This is a genomic window from Litorilituus sediminis, assembly GCF_004295665.1.
Classification (GTDB): Bacteria; Pseudomonadota; Gammaproteobacteria; order Enterobacterales; family Alteromonadaceae; genus Colwellia; species Colwellia sediminis.
Genome location: NZ_CP034759.1, coordinates 3200969 through 3223218, shown reverse-complemented (window position 1 = coordinate 3223218; position 22250 = coordinate 3200969). Strand labels below are relative to the sequence as shown.

Genomic DNA, 22250 nt, shown 5'->3' with positions numbered 1-22250 from the left:
ATTTCTATATGAGTAAAAAATCTCTATATAAACTCTTTTTGACAAAAAGCGCCGTTAACTCTAGCTATTTATCATGGTGTTTTTTTATTACTTATCCACGAAACAGCGATGGCAGCCAAAACGCAATAAGTATCAATACCGCATATGTTGATATGCCATTTTCGAGCAAATGAACAGATAAGAGTAAGCAAGAACAAACTGCAATAAGGAAATAAAACACCTTATACTTGCATAAGAGCAAAAGCTCTATATACTGCGCAATTTTTACATATGGATATCACTCACATGACACGATTTAACCTATCAGCTATCACGCTTGCTGCTACTGCGGCACTTTCATTAAGCTTTACAGCCGTTGCCGAACAACCACTAGCCAAAGATTTAGTTGGCAAATTTTATGGCGGCGGTCACTTAATGCACATTAAAACAGACAATGAGCGTTTAATGACCGACGATTTACGCTCAGATGTCGACCATGGCTCAGGCTTGGGCGCAGAGTTTGGTTACCGCTACAGTGAAGCGCTAGAGTTTCGCTTTGCCCACAGCGAAATAAATTTAGTAAAAGAAAATGGCGGCTTTAAAGAGCCTGATGCCTCAGCAACAGCTTTTGATGTTTTATATTTTCTAAATAAAGAAAACTTCTATCTAATGAGTGGTTTAAACTCAATGGATATAGTTGATAGAAAAACCTCAGTAAACTTAGGTGCAGGTTATAGATATCACTTAACTAACAACGCCGCTCTTTACTTTGAAGGTAAAACTCACTACCAATTCTCAGAGCACTTTACTGACTATACTGCTCAGCTAGGCTTTATCTACTTTTTTGGCGAAAGCAAAAAGTCAGCACCAGCAAGCAAAATAGCGCCAGTAGCCGTTGTTGCAGAGCAAGCGAGTGCTCAAGTAATAGATAGCGACAATGATGGTGTAGCCGATAATAAAGATCAATGCGCCAACACGCCTAAAAACGATAAGGTAGACAGCGATGGCTGTACTGTTTTCACTCAAGAGAACTTAAGAATTCAACTTTTAGTGAATTTTGATAACAACAAAGCTGAAATCAAGCCAGAATACTTTAATGAAATTAAAGAAATGGCTGACTTTATGAAAACTTACCCGCACACTAAACTGGTAGTTGAAGGCCATACCTCATCACAAGGCTCAGCAAAACATAATAAAAAGCTATCACAAGCTCGTGCCCAAGCGATTGTTAATAGATTAACCCAAACGCATGGCATCAAAGCAGAGCGTCTATCTGCTGTAGGTTACGGTGAAGCGCGTTTATTAAATACAGCTAACAGCAGCCAAGCCCACAGTGAAAACCGTCGTATTGAAGCGGTTATCGAAACAACACGAAAAGTTGCTATAAAACAGTAATTATTTCGCTATAAAAAGCCTCAACACTTATGCTGAGGCTTTTTCTTCTGTTCAGCCATTCGCCACTAGCTTACGCTTTCACTGATTAACACAGCTCTTTAATTACTTACAACTACATCACCTAAAGACTGTTAGCCAATCCCTTAGAACTAGCTTCAGCTTTAACGCCATCATTTCTGCTTTGCTTTAGTTGATAACTATTCAACAACAAATATTCAACAACAAAACCTAGCTTATTTATCGACGTAATGAATTTGTTACAAATTAGTTGACTAAATATGCTCACTAGCTGAATTAATACCAACAACAAAGTGTTACTATATAACATTATGGTGATTATCTAATTGCCAAAAAAATTACAACCTTATAATAATAAAGGGAATATCAATGCAAAAAATAAAGTACGCTTTGTCTGCTTTAGCCTTGCTTTGCACGTCAGCGCATGCTGATAAAAGCGAAGAATGGTTCCTACATAGCAGCATTTCGCCCGACGGCAAAAAAATCGCTTTTTCATATAAAGGTGATATTTACACAGTTTCAGCAAAAGGTGGCACAGCAAGACCATTAACCCTACATAGTGATTGGGATGGTCACCCTATTTGGTCTCGTGATGGTAAAAGCATTGCCTTTGCCAGTGATAGAAATGGCAACTTAGACGTATATTTAATGCCAGCAACAGGCGGTAAAGCCAAGCGCTTAACCTATCATTCAGCACATGATATCCCACAAGATTTCAGTAAAAACGGCAAAGAAGTATTATTCACTTCTGCTCGCCAAGACTCGGCTGCCTCAACCTTATTTCCAACATCACGCTTAACAGAAAGCTATACGGTTTCTGTGAAAGGTGGCACACCGTCGATGTTGTCAACCATCGCCAGCTCAGAGCTGCAATACTCGCCAGATGGCAACAAACTACTTTATCGTGATGAAAAAGCCTATGAAAACCAATTTAGAAAGCATGATGTCTCAGCGTTTGCGCGCGATGTCTGGCTTCACGATTTAAAAACCGGCAAACACACTCAGTTAACTACGTTTGCAGGTGGCGATCACAACCCAGTATGGCAAGATAAAGACACTTTCTACTACACCAGTGAAGAAAAATCTGGCGCATTTAATGTCTGGCGTTCAGATTTAGACGGTGACAACAAAAAGCAAGTTACCAAGTTTAAGCAACACCCGGTACGCAGCTTATCCATTAGCGACAAAGGTACACTAGCCTTTGTTCACCATGGCAGCATTTATACGCAAAAAGGCAATAAGCTAAACCACGTTGAAATCAATATCGCTAACGATATTCAAGAAGATGAATTATTGCCTAAATCATTAGGTGGCAAAATTAGCGAATACTCAGTATCGCCTGATGGTAAAGAAGTCGCCTTTATTGCCCGCGGTGAAGTCTTTGTTGCCAGCACAGAGTTTAAAACCACACGAGCCATCACTAACACACCACAGCAAGAGCGCTCAGTGTCATTTCATAAAGATGGCAAAACCTTACTCTATACGGCCGAACGCAATGGTCGTTGGGGTTTATATGAAAGCTCTATCGTTAATGATGACGAGCCATATTTCTTTGCTGCTACCACATTAAAAGAAGAGGCTGTTCATGTAGCCGATACCGACAGCTTCCAACCTGTGTATTCTCCAGACGGTAAAAAGATTGCCTTTTTATCTGGCCGCGATGAAATTCAAGTATTCAATCGCGAGACTAAAAAAGTCAATGTTGCCCTTGGTAAAGAACACAACTACTCATATGCAGATGGCGATATCAGCTTTGCCTGGGCACCCGATAGCTATTGGATGACCGCAGACTACGCGCCAAGAAGTCGCTTATTTATCACCAATGTTGGCGTATTCCCATCTGATGGCTCAAAACAGCCGGTAGATATCAGCCTATCTGGCTACAGCGATGGCGGTCCTACTTGGCACACTGATGGTGAAGCCGTGCTATGGTTTAGTACCCGTTACGGTCAACGAGATCATGGTAGCTGGGGACGTGAAGCTGATGTTATGGCAGCGTTTTTAACGCAAGATGCTTATGACAAATTCAGCATGTCTAAAGAAGAATATGCCCTACATAAAGAGCTAGAAAAGAAAAAAGAAGAGAGCGAGGCAGATAAAGAAGGCTCTGATAAAAAAGAGAAGGCGAAAAACGGCAAAGACAAAAAAGATGCTAAAGAAGAAGTTAAAGAGCCAGTTAACATAGCGTGGGATAATATTGAACGCCGCACTGCTCGCTTAACGGTTCATGCATCAGACCTTCGCGATGCCTACCTAACCAAAGACACCAAAGAGTTGTACTACCTTGCTCGTTTCGAGAAGGGTTATGACTTATGGCGTCATAACATTCGCGAGAAGAAAACTGAGCTTATCGCTAAGTTAGGTGCTCGCTCGGTTAGCATGTCATTTAGCGACGATGAAAAGCAGTTATTCGTACTAGCTGACGGCACATTAAAGCAAGGTAAAGTTGGCAAAAAAATCACCTTAAAACCTATCAGTGTTAACCCGGTAATGCAGCTTAAAACAGCGCAAGAGCGAGCGTTTATGTTCGATCACAGCTGGCGCATCATTAAAGATAAATTCTACCGTGACGACATGCATGGCATCGATTGGGATGACATGGGCGACTCATACCGTAAGAAGCTAAACGCTATCGGCCATGGTCGTGATTTTGCCAATATGTTTGCTGAAATGACTGGCGAATTAAACGCCTCTCATATCGGCTCATCTTATCGTCCGAAAAAACAAGCACATCATGATGCTACCGGTCGTTTAGGTTTATTCTTTAACAACAGCAGCGACTTTGAAGTTATTGAAGTATTAGCAAAAGGCCCTTTTGATAAAGATAATAGCGCAGTCAAACCTGGCGTTAAACTAAAAGCAGTGAATGGCGTTAAATTAACGAATACGCAAAACCTACATCAATTACTTAACCATAGCGCTGATAAACGCGTGAGATTCACCTTTGAATCAGCTGATGGCGACAGCTTTGATGAAGTGGTTAAACCAATTCGCTCTACCAGTAATTTAATGTATGAACGTTGGGTGGCCTCACGCGAAGCCTTGGTTGAAGAGCTGTCAGGTGGTCGATTAGGTTATGTGCACGTACGTGGTATGAATGATCCAAGCTTTAGAGCGGTATACTCACGCTTATTAGGTAAGCACTTTGATAAAGAAGCTGTGGTGGTTGATACTCGCTTTAACGGCGGTGGTTGGTTACACAACGACTTAGCTAAATTATTAAGTGGTAACGAGTACTTCACTATGCACGTACGTGGCCGTAAATACCACGGTGACCCATTAGATCAATGGAACAAACCTTCAGTATTAGTGATTAACGAAGGTAACTATAGTGACGCACACGCATTTGCCTATACTTACGATGAACTTAATTTAGGTGAAATGGTGGGTATGCCAGTACCAGGTACTATGACCGCAGTATGGTGGGAAACCGGTATTTCTGGTGATTTCCGCGCTGGTGTACCACAAGTGGGTATGAAAAATACCAAAGGCGAATACTTGGAAAATAACCAAACCATGCCAGATCACTTAGTGAAAAACGACCCTGAATCAACCGCTAAAGGTCGCGATAAGCAAATCGAAAAAGCCGTTGACGTATTACTGAAAAAATTAAAGTAGTAAGCGAGTAAAACTGCTTAGAACGATTAAAAGCCGCATCTATCAATGCGGTTTTTTTCACCCTAAAAGAATTTCCACAAAAAAAGCCTCAATATTTCTACAGAGACTTTTTTAAGAATATCTGAGCTGACTTAAAGATCAGCTTTAGGTCAAGACACAAAATCATTGATGCAGCTATAAAGAGGGCGTTCAGAATTCTGTGTCAGCCTAAATTGCTAAATATCTAGCACGCCATCTAATCTACCTTCGAAGTGGATGGCTAATTGCGACAATGTCAGGTTCCAACTGCGGATTGGCATTGTCCATTTCTTCGAAGCATTCAATATGCCCGCATACAATAATTTCATCAAGCTATTTTCATTCGGGAATGCGCCTTTAGTCTTGGTTAATTTCCTAAACTGACGATGTACAGCTTCAATAGCGTTGGTGGTGTAAATGGCTTTGCGCACGTAATCTGGGTACTTGAAGTAAATCGATAAATTAGCCCATTTGCGACGCCAAGACTCAATTACGATTGGGTATAGACTACCCCATTTAGCCTCAAGTTCATCCAATGCAGACTCGGCAGCATCTTTGGTAGCTGCACGGTAAACAGGTTTTAAGTCAGCCATGAATGCCTTCTGGTGCTTTGAAGCAACGTACTTCATCGAGTTCCGAATTTGGTGGATTACACATTGCTGTACTTCGGTTTCAGGATAGATAGTGCCAATGGCTTCAGGGAAGCCTTTAAGCCCATCAACACAGGCGATTAAAATATCGGATATGCCACGATTGTGTAAATCAGTTAACACTGATAACCAGTAGTTAGCACCTTCGCTTTCTGACACGTATAGGCCGAGCAGCTCCTTACGGCCTTCGATATTAATACCGAGCACGGTGTAAACTGCCTTACTAACATAACGGCCACTTTCCTTGATTTTATAGTGGATAGCATCGAGCCAGATGAACGGATACAGCGTATCAAATCCAAGCGCTTCGGCTCTTGGATTTTTTTATGCACTTGTTCTGGTGTTTTCATGCCTAAACTTAAGTGCGGCCTCTTTTCATTATATATCTGAATTGACTCCTGAACGAGTTGCCTAAGCTCATGGATAGTATTGCAGTCATATATAAGGAATTCTTGTTTTAGAATACCGTTTACTCGCTCTGCTAATGCATTTTGATAGCAGTCATAGCCATCTGTCATCGATGAGAGTATCCCGTTATTAAAGAGCTTAGCTTTATAATCGTAAGCACAATACTGAAGCCCCCTGTCTGAGTGGTGTATTGCTAAATTTTGATAGACGCGATTATTAATGGCCCTGGTTAGTGCTTTCTTAACATCACTTGTTTCCATCTCATTACTTAACTCATATCCCATAATCTTTCGGCTATATGCGTCTGTAACAAGTGATAAATAGTGAATGCCTTGACTGGATTTTAAATAAGTGATGTCGCTAACAAACACCTGCTCAGGCGCACTTGCCTTGTGCACCTTGAGTAGGTTCGGCGATGATTTCATCCAATGCTTACTATGCGTTGTTTTGATAAATGACTTTATTGGTGGTACCAATAATCCATGCGTTCGTAAATAATCAAACAAGCCGTCGCGCCCCAGTTTTATTTGCGCTTCCTCTAGCTGTGGTTTAATCAATTTGTACAGCTTTTTACCACCAACTCGTGGCATAAACTTGCGCCAGTACATCACATGCGCTTTTACGGGAGCAAGCTCTATCGCTCGATGCTTGATACGTTTAATTGCTTGGTAGATACCTTGTGGGGAACGCTCAAATACCCGGCATATACGCGCTAACTTTTGGCCTGCTTTTTCTTTGGTTTCCCAGATACTTCGGATAAGTACTTTTTTCTTAAACTAGCTCCATGCTCATTATCCATAATATCGACCATTCGATTTAACACGAGATTCTTAATGCGCTCATCTTCAAGCTCTCGCTCTAAGCGTTTGATTTTCTGGGCGGGTGTTTCTTTTGATTTAGGCATATCGCGCATATAAATAGCTTTAGACCAATCCAACTTACCATGCTTTCTTAGCCACACTAAGACAGTACTTCTACCTTGTATGCCATAGTGCATTTGCGCTTGCTTGTAAGTAAAATCGCCTTTTTCTACCTGCTCCACAACTGATAATTTAAAGCCTAAAGTATAGTCGCGTTGCGTACGTTTAACTCTTTTGTTGTTTGAAGTGCTCATAATAAAGCCCTAAAAGTGTAAACACATTTCAGGACGGGACATATGTGAGCTAACCGATAAACTCACTTGATTTAATTAGTTTTACAGATAAAACAATTGCAGTTTGTGCTACACTGCCCTCAGTTATCAAATGCGCTGCTTAAGGAATCAACATTGGAAAAGTACGAAGAACTTTTAGTCTCTATTCGTAAAGTAATCAGAGCAATTGATTTGCATTCTAAGCAATTAAATAAATCATCAGGTTTAACTGGCCCGCAGTTACTCATTATGCAGGAAATCGCCAGAATAAAAGGAGTAACAGCAAGCCAAATAGCGAAACAAATTAACTTAAGCGCTGCAACTGTAACAAACATTCTTGATCGATTAGAAAATAGAGGATTAATCACTCGCGTAAGAAGTGACAACGACAAGCGTCGAGTCAGTTTATTTTTATCAGAACAAGGCAAGGTCTCATTAATTGATGCGCCACAACCGCTGCAAGAACATTTCATTCAAAAATTTTGCAGCTTAGAACCATGGGAGCAATCACTATTATTATCTTCAATGCAGCGCATTGCCTCTATGATGGATGCCAACGATCTTGATGCTGCTCCAGTATTGGAAATAGAGCCGATGGATAAAAGTGCCGAACAAACAACAAAAAGCCCTGCTAAATAACCTCAGTTTCACATAAGCCATGCGCTTCTAACCATTATTTTTACTGATTTATAGGTTATTTTTCAGTGAAGTAACCTGCTATTCCAACTTTAAAAATCTTTAAATTCAGACAAAAATATCTAACCAGATCCCCCTGTAACCTATTGATATTTAAATCTTAATAAATAATCACTTTCTTTTATCAGCACCAGATATATTACCTATTTTCTAATAACAGAATTACCTCCAACAAACAAAATTAATTTCACCACTACTAATTAGAGTTCAAATTAAATTAATTCAAACTAGCTAAAAAAAGCCAAAAAAATGGCTTTGTAATATCATAATTTGGAATTTTGAACATTTAATCACCATATGATATAGTTAGAACTCAAACCATTTAAAAGGTAATGACAATGGAACACTATATATGCGAAACATTGGATGAGCTCGCACAAAAAATTGATGCCGTTTATGTTGAAGACCGTAAAGCACAAACGCTTAGGTTTGAGAGTGTCGGTAATGCAGAGCTTTCCTCATTTGTGCCATTTATTAAACAACATGCCTACAAAAAAGATATTAAAAAACTATCCGTCAAAGTATCAGAAGCACAGGCAATTTACTTCTTTCAACATGGTTTCAAAATCGAAGCATCAATCTTGGCTTACTATGGATTACAAGACGCTATTTTTCTGGTCTATTTCTTAGATGATGACACAAGCCAAATAAATGAAAGGCAAAATGAAATTATAGACAAGGCTCTGGCACTGCAAACTAAAGCTATTGATGTGACTTACCCAGAAAAAATCGAGATCACACCAGACGCTAATATTGATAGTCCTCAGCTCAATAATGACCAAGTCATTAGCTTTTCAGGTCGACTTAAAACAAGCGAAAATGATGATGTCATGGTATTTAACGCAAGCAAAAATAATGAAGTGATTGCTTCAGCCACAGCGCAGTACAACCCTGAAGACAGTGCAGTAGAGTTTGCAGCCTTTATGGTTAACCTTGGCGAAGATATCCATACAGTGATTAGCGCACTTATCAACTACATGCAAATGCATTACCGTGCTAAGGGCTGTGAAACGGCATTTACTATCGTAAACGCCAACAGTTTAACCATTAATAGTGTTTGTGCTGAAAACCAATTTGATTTTGGCGGCACATTAAAAAATGAATCATTTATCGATGGCAAGCTAACCCACTTAAACACATGGTTTAAAAGACTTTAATTATTATGAATTTTCCTGACATTTTAGATATTAAAGCAGTAAAAAATCATATTGCGATAAATGAAGCAGCATTTAATCGCACATTTTTCGACACTAAAATTGAACAACTACAGCAGCAACGAGCGCAATTGTTTAATCATTTATTGGTTGCATTATGGCAAGCATTTAACTTAGATAAATGGCAAGACTTATCTCTTAATGCTGTCGGCGGTTTTGGCCGACAAACCTTACACCCTAAGTCTGATATTGATCTGTGTATTCTGTCAGATAAAACGCTTAACAAAACTCAAGAGCAAGCTATTTCACAGTTTTTAACTAAGTTGTGGGATTTAGGTGTCGATATTGGTTACTCGGTTAGAACCGAAAAAGAAAATATTCAAGCTGCACGTTGCGATGCCACCATAGCCACATGTTTGCTTGATATTCATACTTTGTACGGCAATAAGCAACATGCGCAAAACATTCTTACGCTACTATATTCAGATAAAATAACCTCCAGCGCTGATTTTTTTACCGATAAGGTTGCTGAACAAGAAGCTCGCCACAACAAAGCCAAAAACACCGCATTGTATCTAGAGCCAAACATGAAGAATAATCCGGGTGGCATGCGTGATGTACAAACAATCATTTGGATAGCCCGAAAGCACTTTCACGTTGATGACGCAGAGTCTTTAAAGCAACTTGGTTTTCTGCAACCGGATGAATATCAAGAATTACTTGAAGCCTATCAATTCATTTGTCGAATACGTTGGGCGCTGCACGTGGTCGCGGGTCGAGCCACTGAAGAATTATTATTTGAGTACCAAATAGAGGTTGCCAAATTTATGCAATTTGGTCACGGCGACAATGCACAGCTTGCGGTTGAAAAAATGATGCGCCAACTGTTCAGAGCAATGACCCGTATTCGCGAGCTTAATCAAATGATGTTACGAATAATCGAACGGAGAATATTTATTGAACCGAAAGCACTTAATAACAAAATCGATTTAAACGAGCATTTCTTCATTGTTAATCACATGATACAAGCTAAGTATGATGAGGTATTTTTAAATAAAGCCAATGTGCTGACCTTATTCCATCTGATTGCACAGCACAGCGAAATAAGAGATATTGCCCCAGAAACCTTACGATTGCTGAGACAAACCAGGCGCAGTTTATTAGGGGAACTGCAAGACTACCAAGCCTGTAGAACCGAGTTTATAGCAATTTTGCGTCATAATAATGGCTTAAAACGCGCCTTTAGTTTAATGCATCGCTACGGAGTTCTGGCATCGTATTTTCCCGAGTGGAAATCAATTGAAGGCCAAATGCAGTTTGATATTCATAACGCTTATACCGTCGATGAGCATGCCTTTAAATTATTACAATGTGTTGATGGCTTTAGCGATAAATCAGCAAACAAAAAGCTGATCTCAAGCATCTACCAAGAGAAAAAACTTAAACTTATTTTAACCGTAGCTGGCTTGTGCCATGACTTAAGTGGTAAACAAACGCACGAAGCCAATGAATTCAGCGCCATGTACGCTAAAGAATTTGCCCAGCTGCATGATCTTAAGCGATCAGAAGTTGAGTTAATTTATTGGTTAGTGGATAACCAAGACTTATTGATCAGTACTGCTCAATCACGAGACATTCAAGATCCCGAGGTGATTCGTACCATAGCTAAACGCATCAGAACAGAAGCTAAATTAAACGCGCTTTACTGTTTTACCGTGGCAGATTTAATGGCAACTAATGATCAATGCTGGAACGAATGGCAAGAAAGCTTACTAAATGAATGGTATTTTTCACTGCGTAAAGCACTAAATGATGGCATTGAAAATGTGTTTGAGCAGCGTATTGTGATTCGCGAAAACAAGCAAGAGTCACTTGAGGCATTAGTTGAATCAGGTATTCCAGAACATGAAGTGATGTCACTTTGGTCTGTATTTCCCTCAAGCTTTTTTAGCAATAATCAAGTTGAAGAAATCGTCGAATTTAGCCAACAAATATTGACAAAGAATAAACAAGCACACCTTGCCACCCTGTCACAAAACCCTAATTTAGAGTGCAATAATCTGCTAGTTTACTCACCTGACAGGAGCATGTTATTTGTTGATCTTTTTAACTGCTTATCAGCGCTAAAAGTTAAAGTGAAAGAAGCGCAACTCTATAAGACCAAAAGCGGCAACGCGCTCGAAGTTATAAAAATTCTAGACTATAACGATGAGCCAATTACCGACACATATCGAGAACAGCGCGTTATTTCATGCATTAATAAGGTGTTAACCAGTGAACAGCTTAATGATAAACCTGATAAACCTAAAGAGCCGAAACACTTTTCGACCTTTGAAAATTCGCCTGACATTGATTTTCTACCCACGCAGAAATCTAGCAGAACACTATTAAAAATTAGCGCGCTTGATAACCCGCAGTTTATTGAAAAGATTTGTGAAGTATTTCGTAAAAAACAACTTACTGTTCATTCAGCAAAAATAACCACGATTGGTGAAAGCGCCGAAAACGTATTCTCAGTTTCAACCATTGATAATGAAGTGATGACAGAGCAAGACAAACAAGAACTATCTGAACTGCTCATTGATAAAATAGCCTAGGTAAATATATCATTAGTTACTTGGCTAGCCAGTTTATGGTGTCCCATTTTCCGCCAAGATAGCACCGACACTTTAATTTAGCTATATGCGAAGTGGACAATTGGCCACAAAAAAGCCTCAACATTTCTGCTAAGGCTTTCTTAAAGGAGATATGAGCTGACACATAAGCCGGGTTTTGTCGTGGACAATCATTCGTCTAGGCCTTAAATCGCTTTAAGGCTCAAGCAACCTACCCGGTTTCCGCGCGAGCCACGCGTATACTATTTAAAGTAATGAAACCCTATTTGGTCTTGCTCCGGGTGGAGTTTACCCTGCTGCGAACTGTTACCAGTCGCCCGGTGCGCTCTTACCGCACCCTTTCAGCCTTACCTGTTCCATCACTTATAAATAAGCGCGGTCATCGGCGGTCTTCTCTCTGCTGCACTTGTCGTCGGCTTGCGCCGCCCAGGTGTTACCTGGCACCCTGCTCATTGGAGCCCGGACTTTCCTCCCCTCTATCTGTCTACCCTTTGTCGAAACATTGGGCACAACGATAAAGCAGCGATTGTCTGGTCAACTCAGCGCGCATTCTAGCGGAATGCTTAGCGCTAGCCAAGTAAATTGTGCAATGATAAAAATGAACAATAAAGCTTAATAGGATTATTTAAGCGACAAAGCAATATCATATAAAGCATTTTTCTTCACGCCGTGTATTTCTGCGGCAATGGCACAGGCTTTTTTCGGCTTCATTTCGGCTAATAATAACTTTAAGGTATTAATGGCTTGTGGTGGAATATCATTAGCATCCGCTTTATAGCCTTCAATTATGAGTACCATTTCACCTTTAAGCTGATTGGCATCTTGCTCAAGCCAGATAAGAAAATCATCGGCTTTATCTGAATGTATGGTTTCAAAGGTTTTGGTTAATTCTCTGGCTATCACTAAATAACGCTCACCACCTAAGGTTGACACGATATCTTTTACTGTATCAATCGCTCTACGCGGGGCATCGTAAAACACCATAGTGCGCTCTTCATGCTGTAAAGATTCAAGCACTGCTTTTCGTGCGCCTGATTTAGACGGTAAGAAACCTTCAAAACTAAATCTATCTGTTGGCAGGCCTGCAACAGACAAAGCGGAAATAGCGGCACAAGCCCCCGGTACAGGAGATACAGGTAAACCTAGGCTTCGACAATGCCTTACAAGATGAAAACCTGGATCACTAATCAGTGGTGTTCCTGCATCAGAAACCAAGGCAATACTTTTTCCTTCCTGCAATAAATTGGCAATATGCTCTTGTCGTTGCCTTTCATTATGATCATGCATCGACATGGTGGAGTTCTTGATAGAAAAAGCAGACAACAGCTTGCCAGTATGGCGAGTATCTTCACAAGCAATTACATCAACCTGTGATAAAACATCAAGCGCGCGTTGGCTAATATCTGCTAGGTTTCCGATTGGTGTGGCGACTATATATAAGGTGCCGGAATTAACGCTAGTTTCATTCATTTATCTTACTTCACTCGATTTAGTTGAGACCTTAACAGATGACGTTTATTATAAACCCATATTGATAGCAAATAGCACGGATTTATTCATTGTGGCACTAACAAAATTCGCCTCCTCTTCCATAAACTCATCTTACAAGCGCAAATTACCACAAGCATTTACTCAAGCTCATAGTTCGCTTTGCCTGTTAGTCATGGTTATGCTGATTATTTTTTCTCTAGCAAGCTGTAGTACTAAGCCAGTTAAAAAAGTAGAAAAAGAGTCTGTACAGCAAGAACTACCTAAAGAAGAAGTTGTCACAGGAGAAAGCAGTTTAGCCAAAGCGGCAGAATTACCTATAGAGCAAGCGGGACTTCAATTGCTAGAGTCCAGCCAGCTATTTTTAGCAGAGCAAAACTACAATAAGGCACTGTGGTTAGCAGATAAAACTATCACGCTTTTTTCGGCAGACCATAGCAATTACCAAATTACCCAGGAACTAATGCTAGTTAAAGCAGCGAGTTTATTAGCGTTAAACTATATAGAGTTAAGTTATCAACAGTTAAAAGCGATTGCACAATATACCGCTGATAGGGAGCTATTACTGCCTTTAGCTTATTATCAAACGTTAAGTTCGGTATTGAGCGCTAAATCTTGGCCTGTTGAAGCACTGCAAGCAGATCTGCACGCATTTTCATTAAATACCGAGCAATCAAAGGAACAAGCCTTAGCAGCTGTCAATGTACTGTGGAATAAACTGCAAAGTTTATCAACATGGCAATTACAGGCGCTAGAAAAAATGCCTGCGCCTTATGCTAAGGGCTGGTTACAGCTGACCAAATACGCGCATAAATTTGGTAGCGACAATGCTCAATTACATCGCTATATAGAGCAATGGCAAAGGCAATTTCCTACGCATCCTGCTACACCAATTGCTCAGCAATTACTAGCAACAAACCTAACTAAAAAGCCAGTAGAGCATATTGCCGTTTTACTACCATTAACGGGTAAGCAGCAGGCTGCAGGTATTGCTGCACAGCAAGGGGTATTAGCTGCCTATAATGGCGATGAATTTAAGAAACTGCACTTTTTTGATACTGCACAGCTTAATTGGCAAACGTTACAGCAAGATTTAGCCGCGCTAAATATCGACTTTGTTATTGGCCCCTTATTAAAAGCAAACGTTGCCCAGTACTTAGCTTTAACAGCCAACCTTGATGAACAAGCAAGTGTAGATAAAGATGGCGGGACAACAGCAATCCCTAGCATTATTTTAAACTTACCAGGGCAAGAAACATTGAAAGCTCACCAAGTGGCTTTATCAATGCGCCCTGAAGATGAAGCAATTCAAGCAGCGAGCACCTTAAGTCAAAGCAACTATAAACAACCTATTGTTTTAAGCCACCAAGATGCGGTGAGCAAACGTATTGCCAACGCATTTACCAATCAGTGGCAACTCATGACAGGACAAAATATAGACATTGTTTATTTTGCTAAAGGTAAAAAAATGCAGGCGAACCTTAAATCAAGCTTAGACGTTGATGTTAGCCAAGAAAGAATTAACGAACTCAAAAGCAGAGTAAAACAAACGATAAAATCGGAAACCCGCAACCGACGCGATATTGATATGATTTATGTGGTTGGCTCACCGAAACAAACGCGGCTGGTTAAACCTTATATTGATGTAAATATCAGCCCATTTGCCTCTGTTATCCCGGTTTATGCAAGCTCTCGCAGCCATAGCATCAAAAACGATAACAGCAGTAGTCGTGATTTACACGGCCTAACCTTTACTGAAATTCCTTGGTTATTAGCTTCAGAACAGCAAAATCAAGCACTGGCTCAAGTCAGCAAACAGCTTTGGTCTAAACGCAGTGATAGCTTACATAGAATTTTTGCCATGGGCTATGACAGTTACCACTTGGTAGAAAATATCACCTTAATGCAACAAGCACCTTATATCAGGCACTACGGGCAAACTGGTGTGTTAAAACTAAATGACGATAATATCTTAACCCGCAGTTTATTATGGGGTAAGTATCACAATGAAGGAGTGAAAGAAATTGCCATGGACTAGGCTATTTAGCAAAAAAGACTTAGATATAAACACAGAGCAATCCACAAGAAAGATAGGCGAGCAAACAGAGGCAATTGCCAGTGATTACCTAAAATCACAAGGGCTAAGCTTAATTGAAAAAAACTATCACTGTCGTGGTGGCGAAGTTGATTTAATCATGCAAGAGCAAAACACACTCGTCTTTGTTGAAGTAAAGTATCGCCAATCAACAGGTTATGGCGGCGCAGCCGCGGCAGTTTCAGCTGCTAAGCAGAAAAAAATTAAACATTGCGTAACATTTTACCTGCACCAAAAGGGATTAAATGAATATAATACCCCTTGTCGACTCGATGTCGTCACTTTAGAAGGCAATTTAAAAGAACCTCATATTCACTGGTTTAAAAATGCGTTTTAACAAATAACAATAAAAATTATCAAGTATATTTCGTCTTCTCTTGGAGTTCATCAAGCCATGTTAGAGCAAATTAAAAACAACTTTACTGAAAGTATTCAAACTCAAATTGCCGCCAGTGAAATGCTTGCTTCATCCATTGAACAAGCCGGTATGGTTATTGTTCAAGGTCTATTGGGTGGCAATAAAATCATTGCCTGCGGTAACGGTGGCTCAGCAGGCCATGCACAGCACTTTAGTGCTCAATTACTCAATAAATATGAAACTGAGCGCCCTAGCCTACCTGCTATTTCATTAAGTAGTGACAACTCAACCATTACTTCCATTGCCAATGATTATCAATATGATGAAGTGTTTTCTAAGCAAATTCGGGCTTTAGGAAATAACGGTGATGTTTTACTTGCCATCTCAACCAGTGGCAACTCAACCAATATTATCAAAGCGGTTGAAAGTGCTGTTTCTCGTGATATGCCCATTATTGCGCTAACGGGTGATGACGGTGGTGATATTGCCGGTTTACTGGGTGAAAATGATGTAGAAATACGGGTACCTTCTGCACGTACTTCGCGAATTCAAGAAGTTCATCTCATTGTATTACACTGCTTATGCGAAATTATTGATACCACTTTATTTCCCCAAGGAGAGTCTTAAATGTTAGTAACAACCCTTAGCGGTAAAAAAGCCAAACTAGCAGCATTATTAATGCTTGTGGCCACATTACAAGGCTGCGCAGTAGCTACCGTTGCCGTAATTACCGTTGGCGCCACTATGGCAACAGACAGACGCACTATTGGTAAACAAGTGGATGATCAAACCATAGAATTTACCGCCCATAATGAGTTAGCAAAGCAAAAAGCATTATCAGAAAATACTAATTTACATGTGGTTAGCGTTAATGGCTCGTTATTAATTGTCGGTCAAACACCCAATACCTACCTTAGAGATCTTGCCGTTAAAACTGTCGGAGAGGTGCAAGGCGTTGTTAGAGTTCATAATCAAATACGTATTAGCTCAACTACATCAGTTACCACGCAAACTAATGATATTTGGCTAACCTCTAAAGTTAAATCAGCCTTATTTGCCAGCGATAAAGTTAACGTGAAAGATATTAAAGTGGTTACTGAAAATGCCGAAGTCTTTTTAATGGGCTTAGTATCGAAAGCAGAAGCTGACGCTGCTGTTGATATCACCAGAAATATCAGCGGCGTTAATAAAGTATTTAAGGCTTTTGAGTATATTTAACCTCAGCTTCACATAAGCCATGCGTTTCTAGCAGCTATTTTTACTGACTTCTTCGTTATTTTGAAGTGAAATAGCTAGCTATTCCTACGTCAAAAAGCCTTGAATTCAGGCAAAAATATCTAACTAGAAATCAAAAAAGATAGGTAGCCTATTGATTTGATTAGGTTTGGCGCTATTTCTTATGCAAACATGAGGTTATTTAAATTTAAGTAAATAAAACTTAATTTTAGACACAAAAAAGCCCCTGAATGAGATTCAGGGGCTTTTTAATGCGCATTAAAAATGATTATTTGATCACTTTTAAGCTAGCTTTACTTTTGCTCTTCTTTTTAGTTGAGCTATCAGCCTTGCTGCTTTGTTCTGTAGAAGAAACACTACTTAAGCTTGCTTTAGGCTTTTTCGTTACTTCTTCCAGCGCTTCTTGCTCTTCTGGCGGGTGTTCAATAGGCAGTGATGTACCTGCGCCATTTTCTTTCGCGTAAATGGCACCAATAGCGCCATATGGCACGGTAATATGTTCAAGCTTGCCACCAAAGCGAGCGCTAAACTCGATGGTGTCTGAACCCATAACAATATGACCAACCGCAGAAGATGCAATATTTAGGACTATTTGTCCATCAGCGACATAATTCATTGGCACAAGCACACCATAGACATTGACATCAACAACAATGTAAGGTGTCAGCTCATTATCTGAGATCCAATCATAGAAAGCCTTAACTAAATAAGGCTTGTTCGAACTCATTGAAGCAAGGCTTGAATCTGTCATTATGCTGGACTACCAAAACGTAATTCACGCTCAGCTTCTGTTAATGAAGCTTGGAATGATTCACGCTCAAATAAGCGAAGCATATAGGTTTTCAGCTCTTTTGAACCTTGACCTGCTAACTCAATGCCAAACGCTGGTAAACGCCATAATAATGGTGCTAAGTAACAGTCAACTAAGCTGTACTCTTCACTCATAAAATACGGTGCTTCATTTAAGATAGGAGCTACACTTAATAAGCTTTCTTTTAGCTCTTGGCGTGCTTTTTCAGCTTCTGTTGCAGAGCCTTTTAAAATGGTTTCAGCTAACGAGTACCAATCATTCTCAATACGGTGCATCATTAAGCGGCTGCGACCACGAGAAACAGGATAAACAGGCATCAATGGTGGATGCGGGAAGCGCTCATCTAAGTATTCAATAATGATCTTAGCTTCATATAAAGCCAATTCACGATCAATTAAGGTTGGTACTGTCCCGTATGGGTTCAAGTCCAATAGATCTTCCGGTAAATTCGCTAAGTCAACTAAGTGAATATCTACACCTACGCCTTTTTCCGCCAACACAATACGTGCTTGATGGCTATACATATCATCAGCATGTGAGTATAAAGTCATCACTGAACGTTTGTTTGCTGCTACGGCCATAAAGCCTCCTATTCCAACAATTCTTTAATTTACAATTCTAAAAACTAACAAAGGGCTATTTGATAATTTATATCAAATAGCCCTATCAATACTTTAGCTTAGCGTACACAAATTCTAGTGTACGTCTCTCCAGTATTCTTTCTTCAAGAAGTAAGAAATAACAAAGAAGATAAAGATAAAGATTAATACTTTATAACCTAAGCTCTTACGCTCAAGTTTATTCGGCTCACCAACATACTCTAAGAAGTTAGTTAGATCGCGTACTACTTCATCATACTCTTCTGCTGTTAAGGTACCACCTTGAGCTGGTAATAGTTTACCATTTTCATCGATAGTGCTGACACCTTGTAAGTCTTGTAATACATGCGGCATACCAACATCTTTAAATAAAGTATTGTTTACGCCAAATGGACGAGACTCATCAATATAGAAAGAACGTAAATACGTGTAGATCCAATCTGGGCTACGTAAACGCGCTTCTAAGGTTAAGTCAGGTGGCGCAGTACCAAACCAAGCAGCCGCTTCTTTCGCTGGCATAGTGTTGGTAATGTGATCACCTACTTTCTCACCTGTGTACATGTACTCAGCTTTACCTTCTTCCTCTGAAATACCTAAATCAGCAAAAGTGCGGTTATAACGTTGGTACTGTAACTGGTGACAACCTAAACAGTAGTTGATATAAGTTTTAAAGCCACGCTTTAACGACTCTTTATCGGCTAAATCATTATTTGCTGCATCTACAGGTAGTTTAGGACCAGCAGCAGAGACTAGTAATGGTACTAGTGCGAAAATCGCAATAATTAACTTTTTCATTATTTACAAACCCTCTCTGGCACTGGCTTAGTGTTCTCATTCTTACTGTAGAACCATAAAGCAACGAAGAAACCAAAATAACCAAAGCTTGCAATAGTACCAACTAAGTTAGCGGTTGGTGTTGCAGGCATAGTACCTAAAATACCTAGTACGATGAAACAAATAGCAAATTGGATTAGGTTAAGTAAATGAACTTTAGAACGATATCTAACAGATTTCACTGTACCACGGTCAAACCAAGGTAAAGCAAATAACATAATAATCGCACCGAACATGGCTACAGCACCTAATAACTTATCAGGTACAACACGTAAAATGGTATAGAAAGGACCAAAGTACCAAACTGGTGCAATGTGCTCAGGCGTTTTCAAACCATTTGCTGGTTCAAAGTTTGGCGCCTCAATAAAGTAACCACCACCTTCTGGAGCAAAGAACATTACCCAACAGAAGAAGAATAAGAAGAATGCTACGCCCATAATATCTTTAACTGAGTAGTATGGGTGGAACGGAATCGCATCAACAATATCGTACTTATCTGAATATTGTTTGTGGAATTTAAATTTGCTTAATTCTTCCGGCTTAACACTACCTTTTTTCTTCTTAATCTCAACACCTTCTGGGTTGTTAGAACCTACTTCATGTAGCGCAAGGATGTGTAAGAACACAAGAATAACTAATACTAATGGTAAAGCAATAACGTGTAATGCAAAGAAACGGTTTAAGGTAGCACCAGAGATAACATAGTCACCCTTGATCCAAATCGTTAACTCTTCACCAACAACAGGAATAGCACCAAAGAGCGAGATAATTACCTGTGCGCCCCAGTATGACATATTACCCCAAGGTAATAAGTAACCCATGAAAGCTTCAGCCATTAATACTAAGAAAATTAGCATACCGAAGATCCACAATAATTCACGCGGCTTTTGGTAAGAGCCGTACATTAAACCACGCATCATATGCAGATAAACTACAACGAAGAACGCAGAAGCACCTGTAGAGTGCATGTAACGTAATAACCAACCGTAATCAACATCACGCATGATGTATTCGATTGACGCGAAAGCACCATCGCCTGATGGTTCATAATTCATGGTTAACCAAACACCAGTTAGGATTTGGTTTACTAGTACTAGCATGGCTAATGAGCCAAAAAAGTACCAAAAGTTGAAGTTCTTTGGTGCTGGGTATTGAGCTAAATGCTTGTTCCAGCAGTCTGTTACAGGTAAACGCTTGTCAATCCAAGCCATAAAATTAGCAAACATTAGGCATCTCCCTGACCAACACCTACTAATAAGGTGTCTTCATTTGGAAACGAATGCTCAGGAACCATTAAGTTTAATGGTGCAGGAACCCCTTGGAATACTCGGCCTGCCATATCAAACTTACTACCGTGACATGGACAGAAGAAACCTTGGCTAACGCCTTCAACAAATTGATCAAAGTCGCCATTGTGATGTGTTGGAGCACAACCTAAGTGAGTACAAACACCTAGAGCAACCATGAACTCTGGTTTAATTGAACGATACGCGTTAGTAGCATAGCTAGGCTGTTGCGCCATCTCAGAATTAGGATCACGCAATTGATCATCGTGCTTCGCTAAATCTTTTACTGTCTGCTCTGTTCTACGCACTACGTAAACAGGTTTACCACGCCATTCAGCACGGATTAATTGACCAGGCTCTATTTTGCTTACATTGACTTCAACTGGAGCACCCGCAGCTTTCGCACGCGCACTTGGATTCCAGGAACCAATGAAAGGCACAGCCACACCGACAACACCAGCACCACCAACAACTGCCGTAGCAGCAGTTAAGAAGCGACGGCGGCCGTTATTCACAGGCACATTGCTCATTCATACTCTCCAACTAAGACACTAACCAAACAATTATTTTTTTGTACTTACTTCAAAAAACACGAGCAAAAATAAGCACAATATTTGTTTTAATTAGCTCAAATTCATACCTAGCGGTATATCGATAAAAAAATTTTTCTGATCATAAAGAAATACCCCCTTTTTTACAAGGCAAAAAGGCCGCTAAGTACACTAAATACCGAAAAAAAATGAAATCGTTTTATCGAAAAGATTTTCTTGTTTGCAAGTGGGAATAATTACTATTTCAATGCCACTGAAAATGTATAGATTAAAGCCGTAATACAGCAGGGGTAACAGTTTGAATTTTTGATTATTTTAGGGTTGGATGCGTAAAGCATAATCTCTTTTAATTAGATGCTTTATTTCAGCCATAAAAAAAGCCGACACAAGGTCGGCTTTTTGTACATATATTCGAAAAGAATATTAACGTTTTGAGAATTGTGGACGTTTACGCGCTTTGTGTAAACCAACTTTCTTACGTTCAACTTTACGCGCATCACGAGTAACGAAACCAGCTTTACGTAGGTCACCACGTAATGTTTCATCGAACTCCATTAATGCACGAGTAATACCGTGACGAATTGCACCAGCTTGACCAGAAATACCACCACCAACTACAGTGATGTTGAAGTCAAACTTCTCTAGCATGTCAACTAACTCTAATGGTTGACGAACAACCATACGAGCCGTTTCACGACCAAAGTATACAGAAATGTCACGCTTGTTAATTGTGATTGCACCGTTACCAGCTTTCATGAACACACGAGCAGTAGAGCTCTTGCGACGACCAGTACCGTAATATTGATTATCAGCCATTGTCTACAGCTCCAAAAGTTGTGGTTGTTGTGCAGCATGCTTGTGCTCTGGGCCAGCATACACTTTAAGCTTGCGGTACATTTCACGACCTAAAGGACCTTTAGGAAGCATACCTTTAACAGCAAATTCAATCGCACGTTCTGGTGCTTTATCAATTAACTTTTCAAAGCTAATTTGCTTAAGGCCACCAGGGAATTCAGTATGCGAGTAGTAAATTTTACCTTTCGCTTTGTTACCAGTAACACGTACTTTCTCAGCATTAACAACAACGATGTAATCGCCTGTGTCTACGTGAGGAGTGTATTCTGGCTTGTGCTTACCGCGTAAACGGCTAGCAATTTCAGTAGCGATACGACCAAGAGTTTTATCTTCGGCGTCCACTAAGAACCATTCGCGTTGTACGCTTTCTGGTTTAGCTACAAAAGTTTTCATTAAAAAACCCAATTTTAAAAATGTTACTTAAATAACAAACAATCTATTGATTATTTGTCGG

The 22250-nt window shown here is 39.9% G+C and carries 17 protein-coding genes, 1 other RNA gene and 2 pseudogenes; 9 read left to right on the top strand and 11 right to left on the bottom strand.

Going from position 1 to position 22250, the window contains the following annotated elements:
* The first annotated feature begins 285 nt into the window (after positions 1-285).
* Positions 286-1374 carry an OmpA family protein gene (locus tag EMK97_RS14350; protein ID WP_170176771.1) on the top strand — a complete coding sequence of 363 codons (1089 nt, stop codon included), beginning with the start codon at positions 286-288 and terminating at the stop codon, positions 1372-1374.
* A gap of 387 nt (positions 1375-1761) precedes the next feature.
* Entirely contained in the window at positions 1762-5010 is a 3249-nt protein-coding gene (locus tag EMK97_RS14345) for a S41 family peptidase (RefSeq protein WP_130603322.1), read from the top strand.
* Between the two features lie 215 nt (positions 5011-5225).
* Here EMK97_RS14345 and EMK97_RS14340 read toward each other — a convergent pair.
* Positions 5226-5972 (bottom strand): annotated as a pseudogene (locus EMK97_RS14340) (IS256 family transposase); the annotation flags it as partial.
* Between the two features lie 26 nt (positions 5973-5998).
* A pseudogene (locus EMK97_RS14335) lies at positions 5999-7200 on the bottom strand (IS3 family transposase); the annotation flags it as partial.
* 153 nt (positions 7201-7353) lie between these two features.
* Between EMK97_RS14335 and EMK97_RS14330 the strand changes: the two are divergent.
* The 3 genes from EMK97_RS14330 to glnD all read left to right on the top strand — a co-directional run bounded on the left by EMK97_RS14330 (position 7354) and on the right by glnD (position 11665).
* Positions 7354-7857 (top strand): MarR family winged helix-turn-helix transcriptional regulator, encoded by a 504-nt coding sequence (locus EMK97_RS14330; RefSeq protein WP_130603320.1) that lies wholly within the window; start codon positions 7354-7356, stop codon positions 7855-7857.
* A 395-nt stretch (positions 7858-8252) separates the two neighbouring features.
* Positions 8253-9071, top strand: a complete 819-nt coding sequence (locus EMK97_RS14325; RefSeq protein WP_130603318.1) for a hypothetical protein — start codon at positions 8253-8255, stop codon at positions 9069-9071.
* A gap of 5 nt (positions 9072-9076) precedes the next feature.
* Positions 9077-11665 carry a [protein-PII] uridylyltransferase gene (glnD, locus tag EMK97_RS14320; protein ID WP_130603316.1) on the top strand — a complete coding sequence of 863 codons (2589 nt, stop codon included), beginning with the start codon at positions 9077-9079 and terminating at the stop codon, positions 11663-11665.
* A 148-nt stretch (positions 11666-11813) separates the two neighbouring features.
* Here glnD and rnpB read toward each other — a convergent pair.
* Positions 11814-12225: RNase P RNA component class A (gene rnpB, locus EMK97_RS14315), an RNA gene on the bottom strand.
* A 79-nt stretch (positions 12226-12304) separates the two neighbouring features.
* Positions 12305-13153: a 16S rRNA (cytidine(1402)-2'-O)-methyltransferase gene (gene rsmI / locus EMK97_RS14310; protein ID WP_130603314.1), complete on the bottom strand. Its 849-nt coding sequence runs from the start codon at positions 13151-13153 to the stop codon at positions 12305-12307.
* 91 nt (positions 13154-13244) lie between these two features.
* Here rsmI and EMK97_RS14305 point away from each other — a divergent pair, with 91 nt between their 5' ends.
* Genes EMK97_RS14305 through EMK97_RS14290 form a run of 4 tightly spaced genes read left to right on the top strand, consistent with a single transcriptional unit; the run spans position 13245 to position 16842 of the window.
* Positions 13245-15209, top strand: a complete 1965-nt coding sequence (locus EMK97_RS14305) for a penicillin-binding protein activator (protein WP_246028799.1) — start codon at positions 13245-13247, stop codon at positions 15207-15209.
* Positions 15196-15603 carry a YraN family protein gene (locus EMK97_RS14300; RefSeq protein ID WP_246028798.1) on the top strand — a complete coding sequence of 136 codons (408 nt, stop codon included), beginning with the start codon at positions 15196-15198 and terminating at the stop codon, positions 15601-15603. The genes EMK97_RS14305 and EMK97_RS14300 overlap by 14 nt, the downstream gene beginning before the upstream one ends.
* Positions 15604-15660: 57 nt before the next feature.
* Positions 15661-16251 carry a phosphoheptose isomerase gene (locus tag EMK97_RS14295; protein WP_130603312.1) on the top strand — a complete coding sequence of 197 codons (591 nt, stop codon included), beginning with the start codon at positions 15661-15663 and terminating at the stop codon, positions 16249-16251.
* Positions 16252-16842 carry a BON domain-containing protein gene (locus EMK97_RS14290; protein WP_130603310.1) on the top strand — a complete coding sequence of 197 codons (591 nt, stop codon included), beginning with the start codon at positions 16252-16254 and terminating at the stop codon, positions 16840-16842. It begins immediately after the preceding gene.
* A gap of 286 nt (positions 16843-17128) precedes the next feature.
* Here EMK97_RS14290 and EMK97_RS14285 read toward each other — a convergent pair whose 3' ends face one another.
* From EMK97_RS14285 to rplM, 7 genes are all read right to left on the bottom strand, one after another.
* Complete coding sequence (locus EMK97_RS14285; protein WP_130603308.1) at positions 17129-17611, bottom strand: ClpXP protease specificity-enhancing factor; 483 nt, start codon at positions 17609-17611, stop codon at positions 17129-17131.
* Positions 17611-18252 carry a stringent starvation protein SspA gene (gene sspA / locus EMK97_RS14280; RefSeq protein WP_130603306.1) on the bottom strand — a complete coding sequence of 214 codons (642 nt, stop codon included), beginning with the start codon at positions 18250-18252 and terminating at the stop codon, positions 17611-17613. The genes EMK97_RS14285 and sspA overlap by 1 nt, the downstream gene beginning before the upstream one ends.
* 114 nt (positions 18253-18366) lie before the next feature.
* Positions 18367-19065 carry a cytochrome c1 gene (locus EMK97_RS14275; protein ID WP_211342249.1) on the bottom strand — a complete coding sequence of 233 codons (699 nt, stop codon included), beginning with the start codon at positions 19063-19065 and terminating at the stop codon, positions 18367-18369.
* Positions 19065-20330 (bottom strand): cytochrome b, encoded by a 1266-nt coding sequence (locus EMK97_RS14270; RefSeq protein ID WP_130603302.1) that lies wholly within the window; start codon positions 20328-20330, stop codon positions 19065-19067. The genes EMK97_RS14275 and EMK97_RS14270 overlap by 1 nt, the downstream gene beginning before the upstream one ends.
* Entirely contained in the window at positions 20330-20920 is a 591-nt protein-coding gene (gene petA, locus EMK97_RS14265) for a ubiquinol-cytochrome c reductase iron-sulfur subunit (protein WP_130603300.1), read from the bottom strand. Before petA ends, EMK97_RS14270 begins: the two co-directional genes overlap by 1 nt.
* 444 nt (positions 20921-21364) lie before the next feature.
* Positions 21365-21757, bottom strand: a complete 393-nt coding sequence (gene rpsI / locus EMK97_RS14260) for a 30S ribosomal protein S9 (RefSeq protein ID WP_130603298.1) — start codon at positions 21755-21757, stop codon at positions 21365-21367.
* A gap of 3 nt (positions 21758-21760) precedes the next feature.
* A complete protein-coding gene (rplM, locus tag EMK97_RS14255) occupies positions 21761-22189 on the bottom strand; it encodes a 50S ribosomal protein L13 (protein ID WP_130603296.1) in 429 nt (142 codons plus the stop codon).
* Positions 22190-22250: the final 61 nt, after the last annotated feature.